The 24,304-nt window shown below is 62.8% G+C and carries 25 protein-coding genes; 10 read left to right on the forward strand and 15 right to left on the reverse strand.

The annotated features are described in order from the left end of the window. Positions 1-45: 45 nt before the first annotated feature. On the reverse strand, positions 46-483 hold the full coding sequence (locus CAY82_RS19960) for a MarR family transcriptional regulator (protein WP_087502739.1): 438 nt from the start codon (positions 481-483) through the stop codon (positions 46-48). 150 nt (positions 484-633) lie between these two features. Continuing rightward, positions 634-2,781, reverse strand: coding sequence for a DNA helicase RecQ (gene recQ, locus CAY82_RS19965; RefSeq protein WP_087502740.1), 2,148 nt, complete (start codon positions 2,779-2,781; stop codon positions 634-636). A gap of 246 nt (positions 2,782-3,027) precedes the next feature. Here recQ and CAY82_RS19975 point away from each other — a divergent pair, with 246 nt between their 5' ends. The 3 genes from CAY82_RS19975 to CAY82_RS19985 all read left to right on the forward strand — a co-directional run bounded on the left by CAY82_RS19975 (position 3,028) and on the right by CAY82_RS19985 (position 5,659). Next, positions 3,028-3,615 (forward strand): YecA family protein, encoded by a 588-nt coding sequence (locus CAY82_RS19975; RefSeq protein WP_025340148.1) that lies wholly within the window; start codon positions 3,028-3,030, stop codon positions 3,613-3,615. Positions 3,616-3,622: 7 nt separating this feature from the next. Further along, a complete protein-coding gene (locus tag CAY82_RS19980) occupies positions 3,623-3,988 on the forward strand; it encodes a YbaN family protein (protein ID WP_025340149.1) in 366 nt (121 codons plus the stop codon). Between the two features lie 312 nt (positions 3,989-4,300). Continuing rightward, positions 4,301-5,659 carry a TolC family outer membrane protein gene (locus CAY82_RS19985; protein ID WP_087502741.1) on the forward strand — a complete coding sequence of 453 codons (1,359 nt, stop codon included), beginning with the start codon at positions 4,301-4,303 and terminating at the stop codon, positions 5,657-5,659. A 131-nt stretch (positions 5,660-5,790) separates the two neighbouring features. On the opposite strand, the gene CAY82_RS19990 is transcribed toward CAY82_RS19985, so the two are convergent. The 3 genes from CAY82_RS19990 to CAY82_RS20000 all read right to left on the reverse strand — a co-directional run bounded on the left by CAY82_RS19990 (position 5,791) and on the right by CAY82_RS20000 (position 9,140). Beyond that, positions 5,791-6,390: a tRNA-uridine aminocarboxypropyltransferase gene (locus CAY82_RS19990; RefSeq protein ID WP_087502742.1), complete on the reverse strand. Its 600-nt coding sequence runs from the start codon at positions 6,388-6,390 to the stop codon at positions 5,791-5,793. A 150-nt stretch (positions 6,391-6,540) separates the two neighbouring features. Continuing rightward, positions 6,541-8,106, reverse strand: coding sequence for a PAS domain-containing methyl-accepting chemotaxis protein (locus CAY82_RS19995; RefSeq protein ID WP_087502743.1), 1,566 nt, complete (start codon positions 8,104-8,106; stop codon positions 6,541-6,543). Positions 8,107-8,246: 140 nt separating this feature from the next. Continuing rightward, positions 8,247-9,140, reverse strand: coding sequence for a LysR family transcriptional regulator (locus CAY82_RS20000; protein WP_013973692.1), 894 nt, complete (start codon positions 9,138-9,140; stop codon positions 8,247-8,249). A gap of 225 nt (positions 9,141-9,365) precedes the next feature. On the opposite strand from CAY82_RS20000, the gene speB reads away from it, so the two are divergent. Together speB and CAY82_RS20010 are read left to right on the forward strand one after the other, a co-directional pair. Further along, a complete protein-coding gene (gene speB / locus CAY82_RS20005) occupies positions 9,366-10,316 on the forward strand; it encodes an agmatinase (RefSeq protein ID WP_087502744.1) in 951 nt (316 codons plus the stop codon). Positions 10,317-10,480: 164 nt separating this feature from the next. Then, on the forward strand, positions 10,481-11,860 hold the full coding sequence (locus CAY82_RS20010; protein ID WP_087502745.1) for a sodium:solute symporter: 1,380 nt from the start codon (positions 10,481-10,483) through the stop codon (positions 11,858-11,860). Between the two features lie 189 nt (positions 11,861-12,049). Here CAY82_RS20010 and CAY82_RS27125 read toward each other — a convergent pair whose 3' ends face one another. Both CAY82_RS27125 and CAY82_RS20015 read right to left on the reverse strand, forming a co-directional pair. Further along, a complete protein-coding gene (locus CAY82_RS27125) occupies positions 12,050-12,178 on the reverse strand; it encodes a PA1414 family protein (RefSeq protein WP_256576318.1) in 129 nt (42 codons plus the stop codon). A gap of 124 nt (positions 12,179-12,302) precedes the next feature. Continuing rightward, positions 12,303-13,196, reverse strand: coding sequence for a LysR family transcriptional regulator (locus tag CAY82_RS20015; RefSeq protein ID WP_087502746.1), 894 nt, complete (start codon positions 13,194-13,196; stop codon positions 12,303-12,305). A 106-nt stretch (positions 13,197-13,302) separates the two neighbouring features. Between CAY82_RS20015 and CAY82_RS20020 the strand changes: the two genes are divergently transcribed. Then, positions 13,303-14,475: an MFS transporter gene (locus CAY82_RS20020; protein WP_087502747.1), complete on the forward strand. Its 1,173-nt coding sequence runs from the start codon at positions 13,303-13,305 to the stop codon at positions 14,473-14,475. Between the two features lie 127 nt (positions 14,476-14,602). Here CAY82_RS20020 and CAY82_RS20025 read toward each other — a convergent pair whose 3' ends face one another. Beyond that, positions 14,603-15,529: a DMT family transporter gene (locus CAY82_RS20025; protein ID WP_087502748.1), complete on the reverse strand. Its 927-nt coding sequence runs from the start codon at positions 15,527-15,529 to the stop codon at positions 14,603-14,605. A gap of 106 nt (positions 15,530-15,635) precedes the next feature. Continuing rightward, on the reverse strand, positions 15,636-16,031 hold the full coding sequence (locus tag CAY82_RS20030; RefSeq protein ID WP_013973698.1) for a hypothetical protein: 396 nt from the start codon (positions 16,029-16,031) through the stop codon (positions 15,636-15,638). 177 nt (positions 16,032-16,208) lie between these two features. Between CAY82_RS20030 and CAY82_RS20035 the strand changes: the two genes are divergently transcribed. Continuing rightward, a complete protein-coding gene (locus tag CAY82_RS20035) occupies positions 16,209-16,511 on the forward strand; it encodes a type II toxin-antitoxin system RelE/ParE family toxin (RefSeq protein WP_087502749.1) in 303 nt (100 codons plus the stop codon). Further along, positions 16,504-16,800 (forward strand): addiction module antidote protein, encoded by a 297-nt coding sequence (locus CAY82_RS20040; RefSeq protein ID WP_087502750.1) that lies wholly within the window; start codon positions 16,504-16,506, stop codon positions 16,798-16,800. The genes CAY82_RS20035 and CAY82_RS20040 overlap by 8 nt, the downstream gene beginning before the upstream one ends. Before the next feature lie 67 nt (positions 16,801-16,867). Here CAY82_RS20040 and CAY82_RS20045 read toward each other — a convergent pair whose 3' ends face one another. Then, a complete protein-coding gene (locus tag CAY82_RS20045) occupies positions 16,868-17,122 on the reverse strand; it encodes a BrnA antitoxin family protein (RefSeq protein WP_087502751.1) in 255 nt (84 codons plus the stop codon). 98 nt (positions 17,123-17,220) lie between these two features. Here CAY82_RS20045 and CAY82_RS20050 point away from each other — a divergent pair, with 98 nt between their 5' ends. Then, the gene (locus tag CAY82_RS20050) at positions 17,221-17,493 is read left to right on the forward strand and encodes a hypothetical protein (protein ID WP_025340165.1); all 273 of its coding nucleotides are present in this window, start codon (positions 17,221-17,223) and stop codon (positions 17,491-17,493) included. Between the two features lie 63 nt (positions 17,494-17,556). Here the strand turns inward: CAY82_RS20050 and CAY82_RS20055 are convergent, their stop codons facing one another. Then, entirely contained in the window at positions 17,557-18,918 is a 1,362-nt protein-coding gene (locus CAY82_RS20055) for a DEAD/DEAH box helicase (protein WP_046614669.1), read from the reverse strand. A gap of 103 nt (positions 18,919-19,021) precedes the next feature. Here CAY82_RS20055 and CAY82_RS20060 point away from each other — a divergent pair, with 103 nt between their 5' ends. Next, on the forward strand, positions 19,022-20,323 hold the full coding sequence (locus CAY82_RS20060; protein WP_087502752.1) for a mechanosensitive ion channel family protein: 1,302 nt from the start codon (positions 19,022-19,024) through the stop codon (positions 20,321-20,323). A gap of 338 nt (positions 20,324-20,661) precedes the next feature. On the opposite strand, the gene CAY82_RS20065 is transcribed toward CAY82_RS20060, so the two are convergent. The 4 genes from CAY82_RS20065 to CAY82_RS20080 all read right to left on the reverse strand — a co-directional run bounded on the left by CAY82_RS20065 (position 20,662) and on the right by CAY82_RS20080 (position 24,300). Further along, positions 20,662-22,038 carry a cytosine permease gene (locus tag CAY82_RS20065; RefSeq protein ID WP_087502753.1) on the reverse strand — a complete coding sequence of 459 codons (1,377 nt, stop codon included), beginning with the start codon at positions 22,036-22,038 and terminating at the stop codon, positions 20,662-20,664. Between the two features lie 72 nt (positions 22,039-22,110). After that, positions 22,111-22,992 (reverse strand): carboxylate/amino acid/amine transporter, encoded by an 882-nt coding sequence (locus tag CAY82_RS20070; protein ID WP_087502754.1) that lies wholly within the window; start codon positions 22,990-22,992, stop codon positions 22,111-22,113. A gap of 284 nt (positions 22,993-23,276) precedes the next feature. After that, positions 23,277-23,876, reverse strand: coding sequence for an FMN-dependent NADH-azoreductase (locus tag CAY82_RS20075; protein WP_087502755.1), 600 nt, complete (start codon positions 23,874-23,876; stop codon positions 23,277-23,279). A gap of 109 nt (positions 23,877-23,985) precedes the next feature. After that, positions 23,986-24,300 (reverse strand): hypothetical protein, encoded by a 315-nt coding sequence (locus CAY82_RS20080; RefSeq protein ID WP_012051530.1) that lies wholly within the window; start codon positions 24,298-24,300, stop codon positions 23,986-23,988. Positions 24,301-24,304 lie beyond the last annotated feature (4 nt).

Here is a 24,304-nt window from a genome sequence, read left to right on the forward strand (position 1 = left end):
TCGCAGCACAAGGCTGCTCCTACAACGATCGCGGGTGCAGGTTGATCAGGATTTCTCCAGGTTGGCCAGGATCCTGGCATGCACCCGCATGCACACCTGCAGGTCCGCCTCGTCCACCCCGGTGAACAGCTCCACCCGCAGTTGATTGGCAATGGTCTCGATCTGGTCGATCAGCGGCTTGGCCGGTGGGCACAGCACTATCTTCTTCGCCCGCCGGTCCTCCAGCACCGCCTGCCGGCGTACCAGCCCCTGCGCTTCGAGGCTGTCGAGCAGACGTGCCAGGGTCGGGCCTTCGACGCCCACGCTCTGGGCCAGTTCACGCTGGGTCGGGGCATCTTCGAAGCGGGCCAGGTGCAGCAACACCAGCCAGCGCGCCTGGGACAGATTGAGCCCGGCCAGGCGGCGGTCCAGCTCAGCACGCCACCCCCGGGACATCTGGGCCAGCTGCATGCCGAAGCGGTGTTGGTTGTCGGTCAGGGGCATAAGCAACTCATTGAACAGATCTAATTATTAGGCAGCTAACCATGCCCCGTCCCGCTAGGCAAGGCTCGGGCCCTCTGGAATGCTCGATAATCGTCAAAAAACATGACGAAGGTCAGCAGATGGCAGTTCTGCCTTCGATCCTGTCGCCACTCACAGTTCAAACTCGGCCGCCAGCGCCGCACGCACGCAATACAGCACGCCCTCTGGCACCCGGCCCCCGAACAGCGGCGCAATCGCCGACACCGGTGGCAGCTCGCCCTCGCCATCGAGGAAGGCATCCTGCACTTCCATCAAAAGGTCTTCCGGAAGGTCCAAGGCCTGCTCCAGGCTCAGTTCCTGGCGCCCCAGCGCCTCGGCCAGCAGGCTGTAAACGTTTTTCTCGCTGCAGTTAAGTTGCCCGGCGATCTGCGCCGGGGTCATGCCGGCGCGAGCCAGGCTGACCAGTTCGTGGCGCAGGTCGAGCACCACTTTCGGCGCCTCGTCGGTGCCGCCGCTATTGTTCAGCACTTCGAGGAAGGCCTGGCCATAACGCTCCAGCTTGCGCGCGCCCACGCCACTGACCTGGGCCATGTCGCTGAGGCTGACTGGCTGGCTGCGCAGCATCTCCAGCAGCGTCGAGTCGGGGAAGATGACGTAGGGCGGCACACTGTGCTCCTCGGCCAACTTGCGTCGCAGGGTTCGCAGTGCTTCCCACAGCTCGCGCTCTTCGGCACGCACCAGTTGGCTGGCCGGGCTGCCACCACCGGACGACGAGGCCTTGGCGGTGGTCTGTGGCTTGAGGTCACGGCGCAGCTGCAAGGTCACCTCGCCACGCAGCAGCGGCCGGCAGCTGTCGGACAGGCGCAGGCCGCCGTAACCCTCCAGGTCGATGTCGACCAGGCCGCGCGCCACCAGCTGGCGGAACAGCGAACGCCACTCGACCTCGGTCAGGCCCTTGCCGACGCCAAACACCGAGAGCTTCTCGTGGCCGAAATTGCGCACCTTCTCGGTGTCCTTGCCCAGCAGCACGTCGACCAGGTGACCGACGCCGTAGCGCTGGCCGGTGCGAAACACCGCCGAAAGCGCCTGACGGGCCGGCTCGGTGGCGTCCCAGGTCTGCACCTGGTCGACACAGTTGTCGCAGTGCCCGCATGGCTGCTCGAGGATTTCGTCGAAATAGGCCAGCAGCGACTGGCGGCGGCAGCGGGTTTCTTCGCACAGGGCCAGCATGGCGTCGAGCTTGTGCTGCTCGATGCGCTTGTGGCGCTCGTCACCTTCGGAGTTCTGCAGCATCTGCTTGAGCATCACCATATCCTGCAGGCCGTAGGCCATCCAGGCATCGGACGGCAGGCCGTCACGGCCGGCACGGCCGGTCTCCTGGTAGTACGCCTCGAGCGACTTGGGCAGGTCGAGGTGGGCGACAAAGCGTACGTTGGGCTTGTCGATTCCCATGCCGAAGGCGATGGTGGCGACCATGATCAGCCCTTCCTCATTGAGGAAGCGGTGCTGGTTGGCCGCGCGCGTCTCGGCAGCCAGGCCAGCGTGATACGGCAGCGCCGGGAAGCCCTGGTCACAGAGGAAGGCGGCGGTTTCGTCGACCTTCTTGCGTGACAGGCAATAGACGATGCCGGCGTTGCCGCGGCGCTCGCCGAGGAAGGCCATCAGCTGCTTGCGCGGCGCCTCCTTGGGCACGATGCGATAGAAGATGTTGGGCCGGTCGAAGCTCGACAGGAAGCGCTCGGCGCCTTGCAGGTGCAGACGCTGGACGATCTCTTCGCGGGTGCGCATGTCGGCGGTGGCGGTCAGCGCGATGCGCGGCACATGCGGGAACAGCTCGGCCAGCTGGCCCAGTTGCAGGTATTCGGGACGGAAATCGTGGCCCCATTGCGACACGCAATGGGCCTCGTCGATGGCGAACAGCGAGATATCCAGATCGCGCAGGAAGTCGAGCATGCGCGGCTGCACCAGGCGCTCCGGCGCCAGGTACAGCATCTTCACTTCGCCACGGCGCAGGCGCCCGGCCAGGTCACGCTGCTGCTCCGGCGTCAGCGTGGAGTTCAGCGCGGCGGCCGGCACGCCCAGTTCGTCGAGCGTGGCGACCTGGTCGTCCATCAGCGCGATCAGTGGCGAGACCACCACCGTCAGGCCCGGGCGCAACAGCCCCGGCACCTGGAAACACAACGACTTGCCGCCGCCGGTGGGCATCAGCACCAGGGCATCGCCGCCATTGGCCACGCAGTCGATGATCGCTGCCTGGCGCCCGCGGAAACTGTCGTAGCCGAAGACGTCCTTGAGAACGCGCTGAGCCTGTTCGAGCATGTGCAACTCCACAAATCGCCGTACCATCCTGGATACAGGCTGGACGAAAAACCCGCCCCGCACACGCCAAATGCGTAAGCGGTTTTTGCCAGGCAGCCGGCAAAACCTGCCCCTGGATGAAAAATCGCGGAGTATACCGCAGCACCGCCCAGCGCAGGGCACCACAGCGATAGACGTTCCCTTTGCCCCGCTGCCGTCGCAAGGTGCTAGAATTCGTTATCGTTTATTCCCCAAGGTAGCCCTGTAATGTCCTTCGCCGAGCAACTGACCCGCCTGCAAGCCTTCCTCGACGCCGACGAGCTGCACGAAGAAGCGCTGGACTATGTCGCCGCCCACGGCTACCTCACCGCTCTGTCGATCAATGCCGAGGAAGTGCCCGAACGCGAGTGGATCGACGCCCTGTTCGCCGAAGAGCCGCACTACGCCAGCGACGCTCAGCGCACCGAGATCGAGGCCACCCTGGTGGCGCTCAAGGCGCACATCGCACGCCAGCTGGCCAGCGACGACGAGTTCGAGCTGCCATGCGATCTCGACCTGACCGACGAGCCGGACGATTCCGACTTGCGCGGCTGGTGCATCGGCTTCATGGAAGGCGTATTCCTGCGTGAAGAGGCCTGGTTCGAGAACGCCGAGGAAGAAGTCAGCGAGATGCTGTTGCCGATCATGGTCGGCTCGGGCCTGTTCGACGAGCAGCCAGAGTTCGCCGACATCGCCAGCAATGCCAACCTGCAGGACGACATGATCGTACAGATCCCCGAAGCGCTGACTGCGCTGTTCCTGCTGCTGCACGCCCCTGACGAAAAGCCGGCGCTGCTAAAGCCACGCCACCACTAAGTCGCCTGTGCGCTACCTGCTGCTGGCCACCGGCTGGCTCAGCGTCGCGTTGGGGGTGTTGGGGATTTTCCTGCCGGTATTGCCCACCACCCCGTTCCTGCTATTGGCGGCAGCTTGCTTTGCCCGCAGCTCGCCGCGCTTTCACCACTGGCTGGTCCATCACCCCAAGCTCGGGCCATGGATCCGTGACTACCTCAGTGGTGAAGGCATCCCCCTCAAAGGCAAGGTCTACGCCATCGGCCTGATGTGGGCCAGCATCGGCCTGTCGTGCTATCTGGTGCCCCTGTTCTGGGCACGCACCTTCATGTTGACCAGCGCCGTACTGGTGAGCCTGTACATTCTCAGTCAGAAAACCCTGCACAAGCCAAAGTGACAATATTTTGTCGCCAGATATCAATTTCGCCTAACTGACATCTCCCTTAGCCGAAATAATTCTGGAACCGTTCGTAAGCCTTGTATTCATTAGCTTTAAAGGCTTTTCGAGGTGCTCTTTTCCATGCTTTTTCCGCTGTCACATTAGACATTTTATGTCTTATATGGCAATTTGATATGAAGAAATCTTCTTATCTATCGCGTTGAATGTACTTAGCTGTGTTGTTAAAAACCTGCAACACTATACGCGATAACTTTATCGTCATTTTTTTGGCGAGCAGCAGGATCAATTCCAGGATCAGGGAGATGTACCATGCGCGTTTTGAACCCCATCACCAGTGCATTACTGTTGGCCCTGGCGAGTGCCAACGTACAGGCGATGTCGATCACCGAGGCGGTCCAGAGCGCCGTGGACTACCATCCGCAAGTCAGCTCCAACCGCAACAGCAAGCTGTCGGCCGATGAAGATGTGAAGTTTGCGCGTGGTGGCTACTACCCTTCCGTGGATTTGGTCGCTGGCTATGGCCGCCAGCGTTCGGACAACACCACTACTCGTGCCGAGGGCAACCATAACAAGGAAACCCTCAATTACACCCAGTCCGAGCTGCGCCTGCGGCAGATGATCTTCGACGGTTTCAACACCTCGAATGAAGTGGGCCGCACCGAAGCGGTCTCCACTTCCCGCGCCTACTACACCCAGGCCGTTGCCCAGGATGTCGCCCTGCGTGCAGTCGAGGTGTATCTGGAAGTGCTCAAGCGCCGTGAACTGGTGACCCTGGCCAGGAACAACCTGCAAGCCCACCTGCGGGTCAACGACCAGATCGGCCTGCGCAACGAGCGCGGCGTCGGCAGCACCGCCGACCTTGACCAGTCCCGCGCACGTCGCGCCCTGGCGGAAAACAACCTGGACACCGCCGAAGTCGACCTGGCCGATGCCGAGGCCAACTTCTTCAGCGTCGTCGGCCGTATGCCGGACGAGCTGGAAAGCCCGCAGACCATCAAGGGCGAGGTGCCTGGCACCCTAGATGAGGCCCGTGACGGCATGCGCCAGAACAACCCGTACATCAAGTCTGCCCAGGCTGACGTGAATGCTGCCGAGCAGCAGTACGAAGTGGCCAAATCGACCTTCTACCCACGCTTCGACGCCATTCTGGCCACAGGTGCCAACAACAACACCGGCGGCGAGAAAGGCCACAACAACAACGACTGGCAAGCCGGCGTGGAGATGAACTACAACCTGTTCCGCGGCGGCAGCGACAAGGCTCGCCTGCAGTCCGACGCGCACAAGATCAACCAGGCCCTGGACATCCGCAACAATGCCCTGCGTGAACTGACCGAAAACCTGAGCCTGGCGTGGAACGCCATGAACAACGCCAGCAAGCAGCTGCCAACTGCGCGTGAATACGCCGAGACCACCAAGCGCGTGCGTGCCGCCTACCAGGACCAGTTCGGCCTGGGCCAGCGTACCCTGCTGGACGTGCTGGACAGTGAGAACGAGCTGTACAACGCCGACCGCCGCTACACCGAAGTGCGTTACACCGAGGAGTTCTCGCGTTACCGCGTGCTGGCGACCATGGGCGAGCTGCTGAGCAAGCAACGTATTTCGCTGCCGCCGGAAGCGCTGGCGACCACCGAAGTACGCACCGAGGCGCGTTTGCCTGAGATGCGTTGATCGGGTTCGAGGTAGCCGGGGCCGCTTTGCGGCCCTTTCGCGACACAAGGCCGCTCCCACAGGTAAGCGCGCAGTTCAAACTGTAGGAGCAGCCTTGTGCTGCGAATGGGCTGCAAAGCAGCCCCCTGCCCTCACTCGCTACCATGATTACGCTGAAACGTCTCCACGCCCATGGCCCTGATCTGCCCTTCGATCAACGCCTCGAACGGCGCCAGCAACGCATCGAAGCAGGCCGGTTGCTCAAGCGCATTAAGCGCTCCCACCACCGCCTCGATAGTCGATAACGCCCCCGCCTCCGGCGCCTTGCGTAACCGGTAGCGTGAAGGCGCGACAGCCCCCAGCGTCACCCGCGGCAACGTCTCCAGCAACGGGTTCAGGTACAGCAGCTTGCGCGCCTTGCGCCAGGTGCCGTCAGGCACGATCAGCAACAAGGGTTTGTCTTCAGCCTCGTCATAAGCCGCCAACACCTGGGCATCGTCGCCCGGAAACAGCAGCGCCGGACGGTAGCCGGGGATGGCCAGCAATTCGTTCAGGTCATCGAATACCTCGCCTACCCGCAACTCGGCATTATTCAGGCCAAGAGCGGCCAGGCGGGCGGTGTTCAGGGCATGGGCGGTTTCACTGGGGTGCTGCAGCAGGATGACGCGGGTGCGGCTGTCGAGCGCGGGGATCAGTGAGCATAGGCAATGGTCGAGCGGGCGCTGGCAGCGCGCGCAGCGGGGTCTGGGCATGGGGTTCTCCTTGGCGGGAACAGTTTGCCACAGAACCGGGGCCCGCTTTGCGGGCCATTCGCAGCACAAGGCTGCTCCTACACGGGATCGGGTTGCCTTTGCAGGAGCAGCCTTGCGCTGCGAAAGGGGCGCAAGGCGGCCCCGGCAATCTCAACGGTTGAACCGCTCCGCCAGGCTATGCAGGTACTCGGCCATGCGCTCCAGGTCCTGGCTGATTTCCGCGCCCTGCCTGGCCTGCCCGGCACTCTGATCGCACAGATGGGCAATCCTCACGATCTGCTGGTTGATGTCCTCGGCCACATGGCTCTGCTGCTCCGACGCCGTCGCCATCTGCTGGCTCATGCCGGTGATGCGGCTGACCGCCTGGGCAATCCCGCTCAACGCCGCCTGCACCGCCTCGACACTGTGCACGCTGTCCCGCGAGATCTGCTCACCACGGTTCGCCGTACTGACCGCACGCTCTGCCCCGGCGCGCAACGAGGCGATGATGTGATGGATTTCGTCGGTAGAGGCGCGAGTGCGCTGGGCCAACGAACGCACTTCATCCGCCACCACGGCAAACCCGCGCCCCTGTTCGCCGGCGCGTGCCGCTTCAATGGCGGCATTAAGCGCCAGCAGGTTGGTCTGCTCGGCGATCGAGGTGATCACATCGACCACGCTGCCGATCGACTGGGTCTGCTCGGCCAACGCGTTCACCGCCTGGCCAATGTCATTGACTGCATCGCTCATGCTACCCATGGCTTTCAGGCTCTGCAGGGCCAGCTCGCTGCCCTGCTGCGCCAGCTGGTCGGCATCGCCCGCTGCGTGCGCCGTGCTCTGCACGTTGTGGGTAACCTCCTGGATGGTCGCCGCCATCTGCGCAATGGCGGTAGCGGACTGATCGGTCTCGTTGCGCTGGCGGTCGAGCATCTGTGCCTGGGCATCGGACAACTCGGACGACTGCGCCGCCCGTGACTTCACGCCGACCCCGGCATCCACCAGGCGGGTCAAGGCCGTTTGCAGGCGTGCTTCCTCACTGATGATGGCCAGGTCGAGCTGGCCTTGCAGGCCCGGGTTGTCGCTGTAGGTCAGCGCCACCAGCGGGCTGGTGAAGGCCTTGGGGTGCTCTGCAAGGGTGCGCCGGACAGCCTGGTTCTGCCGGTGCTCGACCAGGTACCAGGCCAGCAGCAGGCTGGCCATCAATACCCCGAGCGCCGCGTAAGGCGGCAGCCACAGATAGCCCACAGCCGACAGCAGGCCTGCGCCGATCAATGGCCAGCCGTGGCCCAAGCCACGCCCCAGGCGGGCCGCCCACGGCACCGGCGCGCGGCCGGCCCGCAAACGCGTGTACAACGCCTCGGCGCGGCGGATCTGCTCGCGCGTGGGCACCGAGCGCACAGACTCGTAGCCACTGATGCGGCCCTGCTCGTAGATGGCCGTGACATAGGCACTGACCCAGTAGTAGTCACCGTTCTTCGCCCGGTTCTTGACCACACCCATCCACGGTTTGCCCTGTTTGATGGTTTCCCACATGTGGCCGAACACCGCCGGCGGCATGTCCGGATGGCGCACCAGGTTGTGAGGCTGGCCGACCAGCTCGTCGTAGGTGAACCCGCTGATCGCCACGAACGCGTCGTTGCAGTAGGTGATGCGGCTGTTGAGGTCAGTGGTGGAAATCAGGCGTTGATCGTTGGGAAAGGTTCTTTCGCGCTCAGTGACGGGCAAATTCATGCGCATCTTGGGCAATCCTTGCAGGATTAAAGGGAGATAGTCATCAGCACACACTGATGTGATATATAGCAGTACGCCATTATGTTGTCGGTCAACAGCGCCAATAATTTAGCGCACGCCGACGAAATACAGGTCTGCGCTATACCTCAGCCCACGTTGAGCTGGCTTTTGAGCAAGTCGCGAAAGGTCTGGATCAACGGCTCACGACTGCGCCCGCGGCGAATGATCAGCGAAAACGGCGCCTGGTAACCGAAGGTCGACGGCGACAGCACGCGCAAGTCGCCCTTGTCGACCCAGGCCTGGGCATAGTGCTCGGGCAGGTAGCCGATGTAGGCCCCGGAGAGAATCAGGATCAACTGCGCCTCCATGCTCTCCACTGTCGCCGCGCTGTGCTTGAAGCCATGCCGGGCCAGCTCGGCCTGGCTCCAGTAGCCACGCCCGACCATGCGCTGCTGGGTCACCACTTGCTCGGGGATGCGCCGTTCGGCATACAACGGGTGGCGGCTGCTGCAGTACAGCCAATGCTGCTCACGGTACAGCGGCTGGTAGAGCAGCCCGCTCATGCGCGAGGAAAACGCCCCAATGGCCAGGTCCAGGCGGTTGTCCTGCACGCCCAGTTGCAGCTCGTAAGGGCTGGACACCGACAGGTGCAGGTGTACCGCCGGGTGTTCCTGGCTATAGGCGCCGATGGCTTCAGCCAGCGGCAAGGCCCGGTCGCCGACCGTAGAGTCGATCACGCCGAGGTTGAGGGTACCGCGCAACTCGCCCTTGAGGGCAGCCGCGTATTGTTCGAAACCGTCCAGCTCGGCCAGCAGACGCAGGGTTTCCTGGTGAAACAGCTCGCCCTTGCTGGTCAGGCTGAAACCGCCACGGCCGCGGTGGCACAGCACGATCCCCAAGGCGCCTTCCAGTTGGCTCATGTAGGTACTGATAGCCGAGGTCGACAGGTTCAGCTCACGCTGGGCGTTGGCGAAGCCCTGGTGGCGCACCACGCTGACGAAGATGCGCAGCAGTTTCAGGTCGGGCAGGGTCGAGGCCATGGTGCAACGGTTCCGCAAGGGTATTTGCCCGCAGTCTAACCGCTCTGCCGGCCTTTAGTTCAGAAATTCCTGAACTAAGTATTTGCCGGTAGCGATTCTTCCCCGGCGCTACCTTCAGCAGACTTGGCCGAAATGTCCCTGCCCGCCGGCAAGACCACACCTGAAAGGCGCGCGGCGGCACAGGTTCGAACAAACAGAACAATCGACCGACTGATGAGGCCCACCGTGGACAAGATCCTCCACCAACCACTGGGCGGCAACGAAATGCCGCGTTTCGGCGGCATCGCCACCATGCTCCGCCTCCCCCACCTGCAAAGTGCCGAGGGCCTGGACGCCGCCTTCATCGGCGTGCCACTGGACATCGGCACCTCGCTGCGCTCCGGCACCCGCTTTGGCCCACGGCAGATCCGCGCCGAATCGGTGATGATCCGCCCGTACAACATGGCCACCGGAGCTGCACCGTTCGACTCGCTGTCGGTGGCCGATATCGGTGACGTGGCGATCAACACTTTCAACCTGCTGGACGCCGTGCGCATCATCGAAGAAGCGTATGACGAGATCCTCGAGCACAACATCATCCCGCTGACCCTGGGTGGCGACCACACCATTACCCTGCCCATCCTGCGCGCCCTGCACAAGAAGCACGGCAAGATCGGCCTGGTGCACATCGATGCCCATGCCGACGTCAACGACCACATGTTCGGCGAGAAGATCGCCCACGGCACCACCTTCCGCCGCGCCGTTGAAGAAGGCCTGCTCGATTGCGAGCGCGTGGTGCAGATCGGCCTGCGTGCCCAAGGCTATACCGCCGATGACTTCAACTGGAGCCGCCGCCAGGGCTTCCGCGTGGTCCAGGCCGAAGAGTGCTGGCACAAGTCGCTGGAACCGTTGATGGCCGAAGTACGGGAAAAGGTCGGCGGCGGCCCGGTGTACCTGTCGTTCGACATCGACGGCATCGACCCAGCCTGGGCGCCTGGTACTGGTACCCCGGAAATCGGCGGCTTGACCACCATCCAGGCGATGGAGATCATTCGCGGCTGCCACGGCCTGGACCTGATCGGCTGTGACCTCGTCGAAGTCTCCCCGCCTTACGACACCACCGGCAACACCTCGCTGCTCGGTGCCAACCTGCTGTTCGAGATGCTTTGCGTGCTACCGGGCGTAGTGCGTCGGTAAACGACGGCCCTTTGTAGGAGCGGCCGCAGTACTTGCTACACCCCGGCAGGAGCCATGAGGGAGGGCCACAGAGGCCCGCCAACAACACGACAAGACCGCCGGGCGCCGTGAACCCCGCCCGCGTGGTCGATCTCGCCATAATAAAGATAATCGGGAGACCCCCAATGGCCTTGGACATCATTGTTGTAATGATCTACACCGTCGGCATGCTCGGGCTTGGCTGGTATGGCATGCGGCGTGCGAAAACCCATGAAGACTACCTGGTAGCCGGGCGCAACCTCGGCCCGGTCCTGTACATGGGCACCATGGCCACCACCGTGCTCGGTGGCGCTTCCACCGTTGGCACCGTGCGCCTGGGCTACGTCCACGGCATCTCCGGCTTCTGGCTGTGTGCAGCCCTGGGCCTGGGCATCATCGCGCTGAACCTGTTCCTGGCCAAACCCCTGCTGCGCCTGCGCATCTTCACCGTGACCCAGGTGCTGGAACAGCGCTACAACCCCACCGCACGCCAGGCCAGCGCGGTGATCATGCTGGCTTATGCGCTGATGATCGGCGTGACCTCGACCTTGGCCATGGCCACCGTATTGCAGGTGCTGCTGGACCTGCCGTTCTGGGCCTCGCTACTGCTCGGCGGCGGTGTGGTGGTGCTGTACTCCACCATCGGCGGCATGTGGTCGCTGACCCTGACCGACATCGTACAGTTCGTGATCAAGACCGTCGGCCTGATGTTCATCCTGCTGCCCGTGTGCCTGTACAAGGCCGGTGGCTGGGACACTCTGGTAGCCAAGCTGCCGGCAGCCAGCTTCCAGCTGACCACCATTGGCTGGGACACCATCATCACCTACTTCCTGATTTACTTCTTCGGCATCCTCATCGGCCAGGACATCTGGCAGCGGGTGTTCACTGCCCGTGACGAGAAGGTCTGCCAGCGTGCCGGCACCACTGCCGGTGTTTACTGCGTACTGTACGGCCTGGCCTGCGCCACGATCGGCATGGCTGCGCACGTGCTGATGCCCGACCTGGCCAACCCGAACAATGCCTTTGCCGAGATGATCAAGACCACCCTGCCCGATGGCATCCGTGGCTTGCTGATGGCGGCGGCGCTGGCTGCCATGATGTCTACCGCCAGCGCCGGTCTGCTGGCTGCGTCGACCACCCTGACCGAAGACCTGCTGCCCAAGCTGCGTGGCGGCAAGCAATCGAGCCTGGGCGTCAGCCGCCTGTTCACCCTGCTCACCGGGCTGGTGGTGCTGGGCATCGCCCTGATGGTGAACGATGTGATCAACGCCCTGACTTTGGCCTACAACCTGCTGGTCGGCGGCATGCTGATTCCGCTGATTGGCGCCATCTTCTGGAAGCGTGCAACCACTTCCGGGGCGATCGCCAGCATGTCGCTGGGCTTTGCTACGGCGCTGCTGTTCATGTTCAAGGATGGGCTGGAGGCCAATACGCCGATCTATTACAGCCTGGCGGTTGGCCTGGTGAGTTTTGTGGTCGTTAGCCTGATGTCGCGTAAATCGGTGGCGGCGGTGAAGCTGGCCTGATAGATCCCGGCTGCCTGTACTGGCCCTTTCGCGGGTAAACCCGCTCCCACAGGTACCCCACAGCACTTGAGGCCTGTGATATTCCTGTGGGAGCGGGTTTACCCGCGAAGAGGCCGGTACAGGCAACACACAACTGACAGACACAAAAAGGCCGCTGCACCCACCCAGGTGCAGCGGCCTTTGTCTGTATCAGCGACGACGCGATTGGCGTTTGCGCTGCTCTTCATCAGTCGGGATCGGCACCGGCTGCAAGGGTGGTGGAATCAGCCCCAAGGCGACAGCCAGGTCGTGGAGCCAGTTGGACAGTGGTCTATTCATAATGCCCCCTTGACGGGTCAGCCTCACGGCAATTCAATCCTGCGATGTTTCATACAGATCATAGCCCTATGTCCTGTATTACGCATGCATCTACACCTACAGATACGGGCCATTTTGATACGGATCAAGCCGTAGCGGTGCATTCCGACGACTGGTTAATCGTTTCGCTTTGTTGCAGGTCGATCCAGGCCTGCAAATTCGCCCCGCGCATGCCCTGGCGCCACATCAACCAGGTGACCGCCTGATCGAACGGCGCCTGCATCTGGTGCACCCGCACCCGGTCGCGCCCGGGCAGGCTGTCGAGCATCGACCTGGCCATCATCGCCACGCCCGCGCCAGCGATCACGCAGGCCAGCATGCTCTGGTACGACTCGATCTCCATCACCCGGCCCATGGGCGTATGGGCATGGGCATACCAGGCCTCCAGGCGCATGCGGTACGAGCAGCCCTGGCGGAAGGTGAACACCGCCTTGCCCGCCACATCCTTGGCAGTGTGCACCGCAGGGTGCTCGGGGCTGGTGATCAGCACCAGCTGCTCATCGCACAACGGCACGCCATCCAGCCCGGCCAGGCTCGGCGGCCCGTCCACCAGGGCCGCGTCCAGGCTGTGGTTGAGCAGGCCTTCCAGCAGTTCGCCACTGGGCGCTGCGCGCACCTGCAGGTTTACCGCCGGGTAGGCCTGGTGATAACGCGCCAGCAACCCCGGCAAATGGGTCGCCGCCGTGCTGTACATGGTCCCCAGCACGAAGTCCCCGGCCGGCTGGCCGCCGCGCACGGCGGCCAGCGCCTCGTCGCGCAAGGCTGACATGCGGTTGGCGTAGTCCAGCAGCACCTTGCCCGCCGGCGACAGCTGCAGGCGCTGGCGCTCGCGCAGGAACAGCTCGACACCCAGCTGCTCTTCGAGCTGGCGCAAGCGCGTCGACAGGTTCGACGGCACCCGATGCAGGCGCTCTGCGGCGCGGGTGACCGAACCCTCCTCGGCCACGGCCTGGAAGATACGCAGTTGGCTGAATTCCACGGCATTCTCCAAAACAGAACAACTTGATCATCATTATTCAATTTTATTGAAAAGAAAACCGTCCTAACCTGCCAGCCATCGCTTACATCCGTGCAGGAGACTTCTCATGTCGCCACTCATTCAACTGCTGGCCAGCGCCGTGGCGCTGATGATGGCCATGGGCATCGGCCGTTTCGCCCTGACCCCGCAGCTGCCGCAATTGATCGCCGAAGGCCAGTTCGACCTGACGGTCGCCGGGCTGGTGGCGGCGGCCAACTACCTGGGTTACTTCATCGGCGCGGTCGACGCCATGTTCGCCCGTGCACCGGGCCAGGTGCGCCTGCGCCTGCATGGCGGGCTGTGGCTGTGCGTGCTGCTGACCCTGGCCTCATGGGCCGCCGACGGGTTCTGGAGCCACCTGTTGCTGCGCTTCGGCACCGGCGTGGCCAGCGCCTGGGTGCTGGTGATGATCACCAGCCTCAGCCAACAGGTAGCCAATGCCAACAACCGCCAGCGCCTGGGTGCCCTGGTGTTCGCGGGGCCCGGCCTGGGCATTGCGCTGACCGGTTTGCTGGCACTGGTGGCGCATTTGTGGGGACTGGGCTCGGCAGCACTGTGGCTGATCTATGCCGTGGCCGCGCTGGTGATGCTGCTGGCGGTGCGGCCTTGGCTGCCCAGGGCGCTGCAAGCCGCGCCGGTGCCGTCGGCTGCAGGCCAGGGCCCGACGCGCAGTGTCGGCATCGGCCGCCTGGGGCTGGTTTATGCGCTGTATGGCGTGGGTTACATCCTGCCGGCCACCTTCCTGTCGCAGATGGCCAACCAACAATTCCGCGGGCAGTGGCTGGCCGACCTGTTCTGGCCGGCGTTCGGCCTGGCGTCGGCGCTGGGGGTACTGCTGGTGAGCCTGCGGCGTGGTGGCCGCACCTCGACCTGGTTGACCGCCACCCTGTGGTTGCAGGGGCTGGGCGTGCTGGCCTGCCTGATGGGCGGGGGTATCGGGCTGGCGTTGGGCGTGGTGCTGTGTGGCGGGCCGTTCCTGGCTTGCATGCAGCTGGTGATGCAGCGCTCGCGGGAGCTGGCGCCGCATGCCACGCAGCGCAATGCCGGGCTGCTGACGGCGTGCTTTGCCCTGGGGCAGTTGAGCGGGCCGTTGCTGGCGGCGCTCAGCAGCCATTACAGCGGCGGGCTGCAGCCGGCGCTGATGGTGGCGGCGGGAGGGTTGGTGGTGGCTGGGGGGTTGGTGCTGATTGCCGGCACGGTACAGCAGGGTAGCGCCTGCCAGGCCAAAGCCACATCCTGAATTGTGGTTGCCTGTGCCGGCCTCTTCGCGGGTAAACCCGCTCCCACAGGTATTACACAGGTCTTGAAGTCTGTGCGGCCCCTGTGGGAGCGGGTTTACCCGCGAAGAGGCCGGCACAGGCTACACATTACCCTACAACTTTACGCAACTGCTGCTTCACCCAAGGCTCGGCACTCACCAGGATCACCCCCAGCAGCACCATCAACGCGCCAACCACAAAGTTCAGGCTCAGCGGCTCATCCAGCAACAAAACGCCAAAGGTCACCCCGAACAGCGGGGTGATGAACGAGAACACTGCCAGGTTCGATGCCAGGTATTTGCGCAACAACCAGAACCAGGTCAGGTAGCTGATGAACGACACCACAATCCCCTGGAACAGCACGCTACCCATCGCCAACGATGTAAACGACACCGCACCGATCTGCCCGCTGAGCAAGGCAATCAGCAGCAACCCGGCAAAGCCCACCGCCAGTTGATAGAACAGGGTCAAGGTCGCGGGTGCTTCCGACAGCCGCGAGCAACGTACCACCACTGTGGTCGCGCCCCAGGCCAGCCCGGCGATCACGCCAAAGGCATCCCCCAACAAGGTGCGGCCATCCATGTGCTCGAACGACATGCCGCCGGCAAATGCCATGGCAATGCCGCCGAAGGCCAGCAGAATCCCCAGCCATTGCAGCAGCCGCAGGCGTTCGCTAGGCAACCTGAAATGCAGGCCCAACGCGGTGAACACCGGCGCGGTATAGAGGAACACCGACATGTGCGCTGCCGAGGTCAGCTTCAGCCCCTCGGCAATGAACAGGAACTCCAGGCCGAACAACCCGCCCGCCACCACCCCGGCACGCCAGGTGCTGCCGACCTGCTCCCAGCCCCCGCGCCAGCACAGCATCAGGCCCACCAGCACGGCGGCGATGCCATTGCGCAAGGCTGCCTGCATCACCGGCGCGATATCGATGGCGGCTGTCTTGATCAAGACCTGCTGGCAGCCCCAGATCAGGCACAGCCCTAGCATTACCTGGAAGGCAAAGGCATCAGGGTTCTTGCGGACCGCGCTCATGAGCGGGCCTCTGCGGTGGTCATTGGCATGGGCAAGGGCTCGGCAGTGTTCAGGAACTACCGATTATCGGGTGTCCATGGCCGCCCTTGCCAGCCTCAAAACGACCTCAGGCGATCTGTGCCTTCGCCGACACCTGCTCGAAGGTGGTTTCATCCAGCGCATCCTCCTGCTCGTCCAGCACCTGGCGCGGGTGTTCGAAGCCGGGGATGCTGCTGTCGATCAGGCTCATCAACCGCGAGCCACGTTCGGTCAGCACGAAATTCTCGCCATTGCCGCCATCTTCTTCGGGCCGGGTTTCAATGAAACCACGCTCGAACAGCAGCCTTTCGTACTCGCAGGCACGGGTTTTCAGGTGGTCCAGGTCGCCCACCGGCTCCCCCTTGGCAGCCAGTGCCGCAGCGTGCTGCTCGGCATAGGGGCGTGGCGTAAAGCTGTGACCGGCGCCGTTCTGCACCTCGTGCAGCAAACGCTCGATCAGGTCCCAGTCGTAGGCGATGCTCATGGCTACGGGCTCCTGCTGTGGACGGAAGGGGTACACAGGTTGGGACCTGTCGGTTAGCCGTGGTGTTCCGAAAGATCTTGGCACGGTGATATGCCACGCTCTGAAGCCGCTGGGACGGCAACAGGCAGAAACCATTTGCTGTCTAGCTACCTGTAGTTTATAAACTACATTCACTCGATGAAAAAAATCGAATCCAGCAGTTTCAGACATTGGGTGACCGGTCTCCGAGACGTTAGTGCCAGAGCCCGAATCATTTCTCGGATCAACCGGTTGATGGAGGGCCTGCCTGGCGACGTATCACCGGTTGGCCACGGCGTCAGTGAGCTCAGGGTTCACTATGGGCCTGGCTACCGGGTGTACTTCCATCAGGCTGGAAGCACATTTGTCATTCTGCTTTGCGGCGGCGACAAAGGCACCCAACAGCGCGACATCAAGGCTGCCCACCAGATTCTGCGTTCGTGGAGGATGCAAAATGACTGAAACCTTCTCTGAATTCGACCCCGCCCAGTACCTCACAACCCCTGAAGCGATCGCGCAGTTCATGACCGACGCACTCGAAACCGGGGATGCCGGCTATGTCGCCAAGGCTGTAGGCGTGGTGGCGCGCGCAAAAGGCATGAGCGAGCTGGCTAAAGAAACCGGTCTATCGCGCGAGCAGCTCTATCGGTCTTTCAGTGAGCATGGCAACCCGACTCTGAAGTCGTTCCTGACCGTGATGAAGGCGCTGGGAATAGACATGACGGCGCGCCCTCACCTCGCTGGCGGATAAACGGGCAAGCCCGTTCGATGCCTTCAATTGGCGCCACTGGGGCTGCTGTGCAGCCCATCTGAAGATGTCAGCGCTGTCTCTGCCGAGCTTGCATGTACTGGCGCAGAAACTGATTGATCCGGGTCTGGTAGCCGCTACCCTGCTCTTTGAACCAGGCGAGCACATCGGAATCCAGGCGAATGGTCACCGTCTGCTTGGCTGGAACTCGCAGCTCGGCCTTGCGGAAGAAATTTTCATCCAGTTCAGGAATATCCGAGGTATCAATAGCCTGGTCGTCCTGTCGAGCCAGGCGACTCCAGTCAGTTTTCGATGCTTTGGTCATAATTTTGGCCTTCCAAGAAGTGCCACCAGTCGAAGGCGCTGAACTAACGGCCAGGCGCATGCCTCCACCGCGCATCACCACCGCCGGAGGTAGGAAGGATGAAACTGCTGCTGCCCATTGCCTGCGCCACTGCCCTGTTCTGCGCCCTGCCCGCCTGGGCCTGCACACCGGAAGAAGCGACGCAGAAACGCGAAGAGCTGGCCGGGTTGGTCACCCAGTTGACCGAGCAGAACCCGCAGAAGGCCAAGGAGATCAATGACGAGCTTCAAGGGATGGAGCTGGGCACGGCGAGCAAGGATTTGCCCGACAAGTGCCAGTTGATCGACAAGCGGATCAAGGAGTTGAAAGAGGCGGAGAAAAAGGCTGAATAGTTGTCGCCTGTGCTGGCCTCTTCGCGGGTAAACCCGCGAAGAGGCTAACACCGTTACCGAGCGTTACTCAGCCGCAGGCTTGCGCTTCTTCAGCGGCGCCAGGCCGTCAGCGCTGGCCAGCGGTGCGTTGGCCTTCGGCTTTGCGGTTGGCTTGCGCTTGGCGGCCGCCTTCTTGTCACCGGTCTTCTTCTCGACCTTTTTCTTCTTGCTACCTGCCGCCTTGCCCGAGGCCTTGACCTTCTTCGGCCCGCTGTAGGTGCCCTTCACTTCCTTGATCACCCGGCGCTCGAACTGCTGCTTGAGGTAGCGCTCGATGCTCGACATCAGGTTCCAGTCGTTGTGGGTGATCAGCGAGATCGCCAGGCCTTCGCCACCGGCACGGCCGGTACGGCCTACGCGGTGCACGTACTCGTCACCGCTGCGCGGCATGTCGAAGTTGATCACCAGGTCCAGGCCGTCGATGTCCAGGCCACGGGCCGCCACGTCGGTAGCCACCAGCACCTTGGAACTACCTTGCTTGAAGCGGTCCAGGGCCAGCTTGCGGTCCTTCTGGTCCTTCTCGCCATGCAGCACGAAGGCCTTCACGTCCTTGGCCACCAGGTGGCCGTAGATGCGGTCGGCCAGGGCGCGGGTATTGGTGAAGATGATCGCCTTGTCGAAGGTTTCGTTGGCCAGCAGCCACTGCACGATCTGCTCTTTGTGCTGGTCGTGGTCAGCGGTGATGATCTGCTGGCGGGTGCCTTCGGCCAGCTGCGAGACGCTGTTGAGCATCAGGTGCTCAGGGTCTTTCAGCACCTTGCCGATGATGTCGCGCAGGGCCGCACCACCGGTGGTGGCGGAGAACAGCAGGGTCTGCTGGCGGTTCTCGCACTCCTTGCACAGGCGCTCCATGTCTTCGGCGAAGCCCATGTCGAGCATGCGGTCGGCTTCGTCGAGGATCAGCACCTGCACGTGGGACAGGTCGAGGTTGCCGGCGTTCAGTTGCTCCAGCAGGCGGCCCGGTGTACCGATCAGCACGTCCGGCACCTTGCGCAGCATGGCGGCCTGTTCCTTGAAGTCTTCACCACCGGTGACCAGGCCCGACTTGATGTAGGTGAACTGCGAGAACAGCTGCACCTGCTTGAGGGTCTGCTGGGCCAGTTCACGGGTCGGCAGCAGGATCAGCGCACGGATCTCCACGCGGCGCTCGCGCAGGTCGACCAGGCGGTTGAGCAGCGGCAGCACGAAGGCCGCGGTCTTGCCGCTGCCGGTCTGCGCGGTCACGCGCAGGTCACGCCCTTGCAGGGCCAGGGGGATGGCCGCGGCCTGCACCGGGGTTGGCTCGACAAAGTTAAGCTCGGCCACGGCTTTAAGCAGGCGTTCGTGCAGGGCGAATTGGGAGAACACGGAGGTAACCTCAGGCAAGTGCGGAAAATTCAGTTGCATAGGGTAACGTTTTCTGCCGCCTTAGCCGAATTTCTTTTGGCAACTTTGTCGCCATCCGCGTTCTAATGGCGCTTCGTTTGGCAACAAGACCGTACGCAAGCCCATGGATATCCAACGAATCTGGCGTGACTCCCTCGACCTGTGGGGCACCCTTGACCAACATCCGATGCTGCACGCGGCCATCGGCCTGGCGGTGCTGCTGCTGGTTTCGCTGGTCATCGGCCGCCTGGCGCGCTTCCTGGTGCTGCATGGCGCCCGCCTGCTGGCCCGCCAGCCAGCGCTGAAGTGGCTGGACGACCTGCGCAACAACAAGGTGTTCCACCGCCTGGCGCAGACCACACCGTCACTGGTGCTGCAGTTCGGCCTGAAACTGGTGCCCGAGCTGTCCGACACCGCCCAGCACTTCCTCGGCAATGTCGCCCTGGCCTTTACCCTGCTGTTCATGACCATGGCGCTGTCGTGCCTGCTGGATGCCCTGCTCGACATCTATGCCCGCACCGAACACGCCCGCACCCGCTCGATCAAGGGCTATGTGCAGCTGGCCAAGATGATGCTGTGGATCTTCGCCTCCATCGTCATCGTCGCCACCCTGATCGATCGCTCACCGCTGTTGCTGCTGTCGGGCCTGGGTGCCATGTCGGCGGTGCTGCTGTTGGTGTACAAGGACACCCTGCTGTCGTTCGTCGCCAGCGTGCAGCTGACCAGCAACGACATGCTGCACGTGGGCGACTGGATCGAAATGCCCCAGGTGGGCGCCGATGGCGACGTGGTGGACATCACCCTGCACACCGTAAAGGTGCAGAACTTCGACAAGACCATCGTCTCCATCCCCACCTGGCGCCTGATGAGCGAATCGTTCCGCAACTACCGCGGCATGCAGCAGTCCGGTGGCCGGCGGATCAAACGCAGCCTGTTCATCGACGCGGCCGGGGTGCGCTTTCTCACCCGCGAAGAGGAACACCGCCTGAGCCAGGTGCACCTGCTTGCCGACTACCTGGCCGGCAAGCGCCAGGAGTTGCAGCGCTGGAACGAGGCCTTGGGGCCGGTGGCCGACCTGTCGGCCAACCGCCGCAAGCTCACCAACATCGGCACCTTCCGCGCGTTTGCCCTGGCCTACCTGAAGAACCACCCCAACGTGCACCCGAACATGACCTGCATGGTGCGGCAGATGCAGACCGCCGCCGAGGGCGTGCCGCTGGAGATCTACTGCTTTACCACCACCACGGTGTGGGCGGATTACGAGCGGATTCAGGGGGATATCTTCGATTATCTGCTGGCGGTGTTGCCGGAGTTTGGCTTGAGCCTGTATCAGCAGCCGAGTGGCAATGACATGCGGGTGGGGTTGAGCGGGCGTGTATCGCAAGAGCCTGTGCCGCGTCGGCTGGAAGAAATGAGCGAGGCTTGAGATTGCCGGGGCTGCTTCGCAGCCTATCGCCAGCAATCCACACAGAGGTCACGCAGATCGTGAGATCTTCGTTGTACCTCTGGGAGCAACTGTCTTGCTCAAATTCTAAAAGTTGGCGCGATCCCCTGTGGGAGCGGCCTCGTGTCGCGAAAGGGCTGCAAAGCAGCCCCAGCAATTTCAACTATCGCGCATCAATCCTGGGGCCGCGTTGCGGCCCTTTCGCGACACAAGGCCGCTCCCACAGGTACAGCGACAGCCTCGAAATCAACGCTGCACCCGTGGAAGCTGGCTTGCCGGCGATGGGCCGCAAAGCGGCCCCTTTCCGTGTCAGGGCCGAGTCAGGGGTGCACATTCATGGTTGTCGAAAGGCGGTTGCTCTCGCGCCCATGGACCATGCAATACAGCGCGCCAGCCAGGATCAACCCCATCGCCCAACTGATGTCCGCCCCCAGCCACTCGGCCACGAAGCCCGTATAGAACGACAGCTTCATGAACGGGATGGTACCGATGATCGACACGGCGTACACCGCCAGGCTTCGACGATTGAAGCAGCCGTAACGCCCCTTGGCGTCATACAGCGCCCCCACGTCATAGTGGCCGCGGCATACCCAGTAGTAATCCACCAGGTTGATCGCGCTCCATGGGATCAACAGGTACAGCTGGCCGATCAGGATGTCGGCAAAGAACGTATCGAAATTGTACTGGGTGGCGATGGCGATCACCGTTGCCGCTGCGGTCAGGCCAGCCATTACCAAGGCCTTGGCAGTGGCGGTCACGCGCCGGATGGTCTTGAAGGCGCCAAAGATCGTGACCGACGACATGTAGGCGCTGTACAGGCACAGGACGTTGTACTGGATCACCCCCAGCGCAATCACTGCCAGCGCCAACGGCGCCCACGGGCCAAACAACGCAGCAATGGCTGTCGCCGGGTCATGCCCCAGTGCCGAGGGCAGTTCCACTGCCACCAACGCGCCCAACGCCATCATGGCGAAGGAGCCCAGCGCACAACCGCAATAGGTGGCCCAGAACGTCGCGCGCGGGTTGACGTTGGCCGGGAGGTAGCGCGAGTAATCGGCCACATAGGGGCCATACCCCAGCGTCCACGAGGCCGACTGGGCAACGATCAGGTTGAACGCGGTGAACGAAAAGCCGGTACTCACCGCCGTTGTGGTTGCCATGTCGCCGGGGTGCAGCAGAATCAGCACCAGGGCGCCAGCAAAAACCAGCGTGGACAACAGGCTCATCCACGCGCCCAGGCGGTGGATGAGTTCGTAGCCGACAAAGCCGATGACAAAGGTCAGCAAGCCGACCACCACGATGGCCTGGTCATCGCTCATGGGCACCAGGGCCTGCACGGCATTGCGCATCAGCACGCCGCTGGCGGCGAGGAACAGGACTGCGGCCGTGACCATCACCAGCAGAGGGAGCGCGGCACCATGGACTCCGAACTGGGCCCGGCTCTGGATCATCTGTGGTACGCCCAGGTGAGGCCCCTGGGCAGAGTGCGCGGCCATGAACACGGTGCCGATCAGGTTGCCGACCAACAGACCCAGCAAGGTCCAGCCCAGGCTCAGCCCCGAGGCCACGCCCAGGGTGCCGACCATCAGGGCGGTTATCTGGAAGTTGGAGCTGAACCAGATGGTGAACAATCGTTTAGGCGTGCCATAACGCTCAGCGTGTGGGACAAATTCGATACTTCGCGTTTCTAGCTTCACGCCGGTCTCCCGATTTTATTTTCATGATTATCGGGTAGGTATTGGCGGGACTTGAGTTCAGTAACGAACGCGTCATAGCTGACTGCGCCATGGCTTGCTTGATAACGTCAGTGTACCCAGGCGGCTCATCCACACCGACGCCAGGATCACCGCCCCGCCGATGAACAGCCTGCCCAATGGCTCGTCCTGGTTCCAGATCAGAAGATTGAGCAGCAGCCCTACCGGTACATGCAGGTTGTTCATCACCGCCAGCGTCCCGCCCGAAACCAGGCAGGCGCCCTTGTTCCACCAGTACAGCCCCAGCGCCGTCGGGCACAGGCCCAGGAACAGCAACACCAGCCACTGCACGTTGGTGGTCGGCAGGTGCTGGGCGTTGCCAAACAGCAGGAAGGCCGGCAACACCACGATCAACGCGCCCAGGTAGAAGTAGCCAAAGCGCTTGTAGTGCGGCAGGTCGCTGGGGTGGCGTGCGACCAGGTGGCGGTACAGCACCTGGCCGGCGGCGTAGGTGAAGTTGGCCAGTTGCAGCAGCAGGAAGCCGATGAAGAACTCGCCGCTGATGGTGTCGAAGCGGATCACCGCAGCACCGGCCACCGCCACCAGCGCTGCCACCAGGGCCCACGGGTTGAAGCGCCGGTTCATGGCATCTTCGATCAGCGTCACGTGCAGCGGCGTCAGGATGGTGAACAGCAGCACCTCCGGCACGGTGAGCACGCGAAAGCTCAGGTACAGGCAGACGTAGGTGATACCGTACTGCAGCGCGCCGATCAGCAGCATCGAGCGCATGAAGCGCGGCTCGACCTGGCGCCAGCGGGTCAGCGGCAGGAACACCAGGCCAGCCAGCACCACGCGCGCGAGCACGGCAAAGTAGCTGTCGACGTGCCCGGCCAGGTACTCGCCGATCAGGCTGAAGGAAAACGCCTGGATCAGCGCGACGATTATCAGGTAGCCCATGGTTGCCTCTCGTGGATCAAGGCCGCGACCTTAGCGGGTTGCGATGAATGAGTTCAACCATGAGGAATGTGGGGCTGTGCCGGCCTCTTCGCGGGTAAACCCGCTCCCACAGGAATATCACGGCACCTGAGGCCTGTGGTGTCCTGTGGGAGCGGGTTTACCCGCGAAGAGGCCGGCACAGCCCCCCACAAAATTCACAGGCATAAAAAAGCCCGGCCATGCAGGCCGGGCAGGTACACCCAAAGGAGCAACAACAGGTGTCAGGGTTGGGAATTCGCTAAGCCTCAGGCCACCGCCGCCAGCTTGGCCTTGGCCTGGTTGACGCCCTTCTCGTGGAACTCGCCGCTCATGTTCAGGCCTTCGGCATGGATGAAGTCGACATCGTGAATGCCGATGAAGGCCATTACCTGGCGCAGGTACGGTTCCTGGTGGTCGCTGGTGGCACCGGCATGGATGCCGCCACGGGCAGTCAGGACGATGGCGCGCTTGCCAGTCAGCAAGCCCTGCGGGCCGGTGGGGGTGTACTTGAAGGTGATGCCGGCACGCAGCACATGGTCCAGCCAGGCCTTGAGGGTGCTGGGGATGGTGAAGTTGTACATCGGCGCAGCCATCACCAGCACGTCGGCGACGAGCAGTTCATCGGTCAGTTCGTTGGAGCGGGCCAAGGCGTCCAGTTCGGCAGCACTGCGCTGTTCTTCGGGCTTCATCCAGCCACCCAGCAGGTTGGCGTCCAGGTGCGGCACCGGGTTCACGGCCAGGTCGCGCACACTGATCTGATCGGCCGGATGGGCGGCCTGCCACTGCTGGATGAAATCACGGGTCAGCTGACGGGAAACGGAATCCTGCTGGCGGGCGCTGCTTTCAATGATCAGTACGCGGGACATGGGGGGCCTCCATCGGCAAAAAGGGTTGCGATTCGATGGAGGTGAGATTACGGCTTGACCTATCGATAAAAAAGCGTAAAAAGTGGGTTCAATCTATCGATTTATCAGTTTATTCTGCACTGCAGTTCAAGGCGATCCGTAGTTTGATGATCTGCCGGTTGAACTTGGCGGTGACATCGACGCTTTTACCGGCCGGTACGTTCACCCGGCGCACCCGTGGTGCCTCCGGGCCGTTGCGGAAGGTCACCTTGCACGCCGCCGGCACCTGCCCATAGTTGTTGAGGGTGATGGCACCAATATCGTAGGCCGTGTCATAGGCGGTGTAATCGAGCTTGACCCCGGTCAGCTCCTTCTCCACATCGATGGGATAAGCCATGGCCCCGAGGGGCAGGCACATCAGTATTGCCGCACAACATTTCTTCATGGGC

It is taken from the genome of Pseudomonas sp. SID14000 (genome assembly GCF_002165135.1).
GTDB lineage: Bacteria > Pseudomonadota > Gammaproteobacteria > Pseudomonadales > Pseudomonadaceae > Aquipseudomonas.

Excerpts from the sequence above, each read along its gene's own strand:
- CAY82_RS20025 (WP_087502748.1), bottom strand. The coding sequence starts at position 15,529 with ATGAGCGCGGTCCGCAAGAACCCTGATGCCTTTGCCTTCCAGGTAATG.
- CAY82_RS20040 (WP_087502750.1), top strand. The coding sequence starts at position 16,504 with ATGACTGAAACCTTCTCTGAATTCGACCCCGCCCAGTACCTCACAACC.
- CAY82_RS20070 (WP_087502754.1), bottom strand. The coding sequence starts at position 22,992 with ATGGGCTACCTGATAATCGTCGCGCTGATCCAGGCGTTTTCCTTCAGC.
- CAY82_RS19985 (WP_087502741.1), top strand. The coding sequence starts at position 4,301 with ATGCGCGTTTTGAACCCCATCACCAGTGCATTACTGTTGGCCCTGGCG.
- CAY82_RS20035 (WP_087502749.1), top strand. The coding sequence starts at position 16,209 with ATGAAAAAAATCGAATCCAGCAGTTTCAGACATTGGGTGACCGGTCTC.
- CAY82_RS19990 (WP_087502742.1), bottom strand. The coding sequence starts at position 6,390 with ATGCCCAGACCCCGCTGCGCGCGCTGCCAGCGCCCGCTCGACCATTGC.
- CAY82_RS20075 (WP_087502755.1), bottom strand. The coding sequence starts at position 23,876 with ATGTCCCGCGTACTGATCATTGAAAGCAGCGCCCGCCAGCAGGATTCC.
- recQ (WP_087502740.1), bottom strand. The coding sequence starts at position 2,781 with ATGCTCGAACAGGCTCAGCGCGTTCTCAAGGACGTCTTCGGCTACGAC.
- CAY82_RS20010 (WP_087502745.1), top strand. The coding sequence starts at position 10,481 with ATGGCCTTGGACATCATTGTTGTAATGATCTACACCGTCGGCATGCTC.
- CAY82_RS20000 (WP_013973692.1), bottom strand. The coding sequence starts at position 9,140 with ATGGCCTCGACCCTGCCCGACCTGAAACTGCTGCGCATCTTCGTCAGC.
- CAY82_RS20030 (WP_013973698.1), bottom strand. The coding sequence starts at position 16,031 with ATGAGCATCGCCTACGACTGGGACCTGATCGAGCGTTTGCTGCACGAG.
- CAY82_RS20045 (WP_087502751.1), bottom strand. The coding sequence starts at position 17,122 with ATGACCAAAGCATCGAAAACTGACTGGAGTCGCCTGGCTCGACAGGAC.
- CAY82_RS20055 (WP_046614669.1), bottom strand. The coding sequence starts at position 18,918 with ATGCAACTGAATTTTCCGCACTTGCCTGAGGTTACCTCCGTGTTCTCC.
- CAY82_RS20020 (WP_087502747.1), top strand. The coding sequence starts at position 13,303 with ATGTCGCCACTCATTCAACTGCTGGCCAGCGCCGTGGCGCTGATGATG.
- CAY82_RS19975 (WP_025340148.1), top strand. The coding sequence starts at position 3,028 with ATGTCCTTCGCCGAGCAACTGACCCGCCTGCAAGCCTTCCTCGACGCC.
- CAY82_RS20060 (WP_087502752.1), top strand. The coding sequence starts at position 19,022 with ATGGATATCCAACGAATCTGGCGTGACTCCCTCGACCTGTGGGGCACC.
- CAY82_RS20050 (WP_025340165.1), top strand. The coding sequence starts at position 17,221 with ATGAAACTGCTGCTGCCCATTGCCTGCGCCACTGCCCTGTTCTGCGCC.
- CAY82_RS20080 (WP_012051530.1), bottom strand. The coding sequence starts at position 24,300 with ATGAAGAAATGTTGTGCGGCAATACTGATGTGCCTGCCCCTCGGGGCC.
- CAY82_RS19995 (WP_087502743.1), bottom strand. The coding sequence starts at position 8,106 with ATGCGCATGAATTTGCCCGTCACTGAGCGCGAAAGAACCTTTCCCAAC.
- CAY82_RS19960 (WP_087502739.1), bottom strand. The coding sequence starts at position 483 with ATGCCCCTGACCGACAACCAACACCGCTTCGGCATGCAGCTGGCCCAG.
- CAY82_RS27125 (WP_256576318.1), bottom strand. The coding sequence starts at position 12,178 with ATGAATAGACCACTGTCCAACTGGCTCCACGACCTGGCTGTCGCCTTG.